The organism is Candidatus Avoscillospira sp. LCP25S3_F1 (genome assembly GCF_052117125.1).
Lineage (GTDB): Bacteria > Bacillota > Clostridia > Oscillospirales > Oscillospiraceae > Avoscillospira_A.
The window spans coordinates 1-620 of sequence record NZ_JBQKJT010000066.1 but is presented as its reverse complement, the minus strand read 5'-3'; the positions used below and the strand labels follow the sequence as shown (position 1 = coordinate 620).

The following is a 620-nucleotide window of genomic DNA, read 5'->3' as shown; positions in this document are numbered from 1 at the left end:
ATAGTTCAAGAAAGGTATAGCAAAGCAGAGGTCCGTAGGGACCCCGGCGTAGGCTAACAAGATGGAATTAGGCCGCCAAGCTGCAATAAGGCTGTCTGGATCTTTCCAGGGCAAACAGCAGACGAACTAACTTTTTGGTGGCATGAGAAAGTGCGACATTGTAGTGTTTGCCTTCATCTCTTTTCTTAGCAAGGTAAGCAGCAAAGGTTGGGTCCCAGTGACAGACATACTTGGCTGCGTTGTAAAGAGCGTAGCGTAAGTATCGAGAGCCACGCTTCTCCATGTGGGGATAGCAATTCCTGAGTTGCCCGGACTGGTAAGTAGAAGGTGACATTCCGGCGTAGGCCAATAATTTGTCCGGCGACTCAAACCGAGAGAAGTCGCCAACTTCTGCAAGGATCATGGCAGCCATACGGAAGCCCATGCCAGGGATAGTTGTAATAGGAGACTGTATATTGTCCATTATTGTCTCAATTTCAGTCTCGATTTCAGCGATCTCAGCATCCAATTCACGGATAAGCCGGATGGTATGTTGCAATTCCAGGGATTTGGCAGGCATACAGGACCCAACAGAATTCTGAGCAGCGCTCCGGATAGTAACAGCCATATCCCGACCGTAG

1 protein-coding gene is annotated in these 620 nt (G+C 49.0%); it reads right to left on the bottom strand.

Going from position 1 to position 620, the window contains the following annotated elements; translation table 11 throughout:
- Positions 1 to 67: 67 nt before the first annotated feature.
- Positions 68 to 620, bottom strand: a 553-nt coding sequence (locus ACTQ33_RS17120; RefSeq protein WP_441465691.1) for a transposase, incomplete at its 5' end; no start/stop codon positions are given.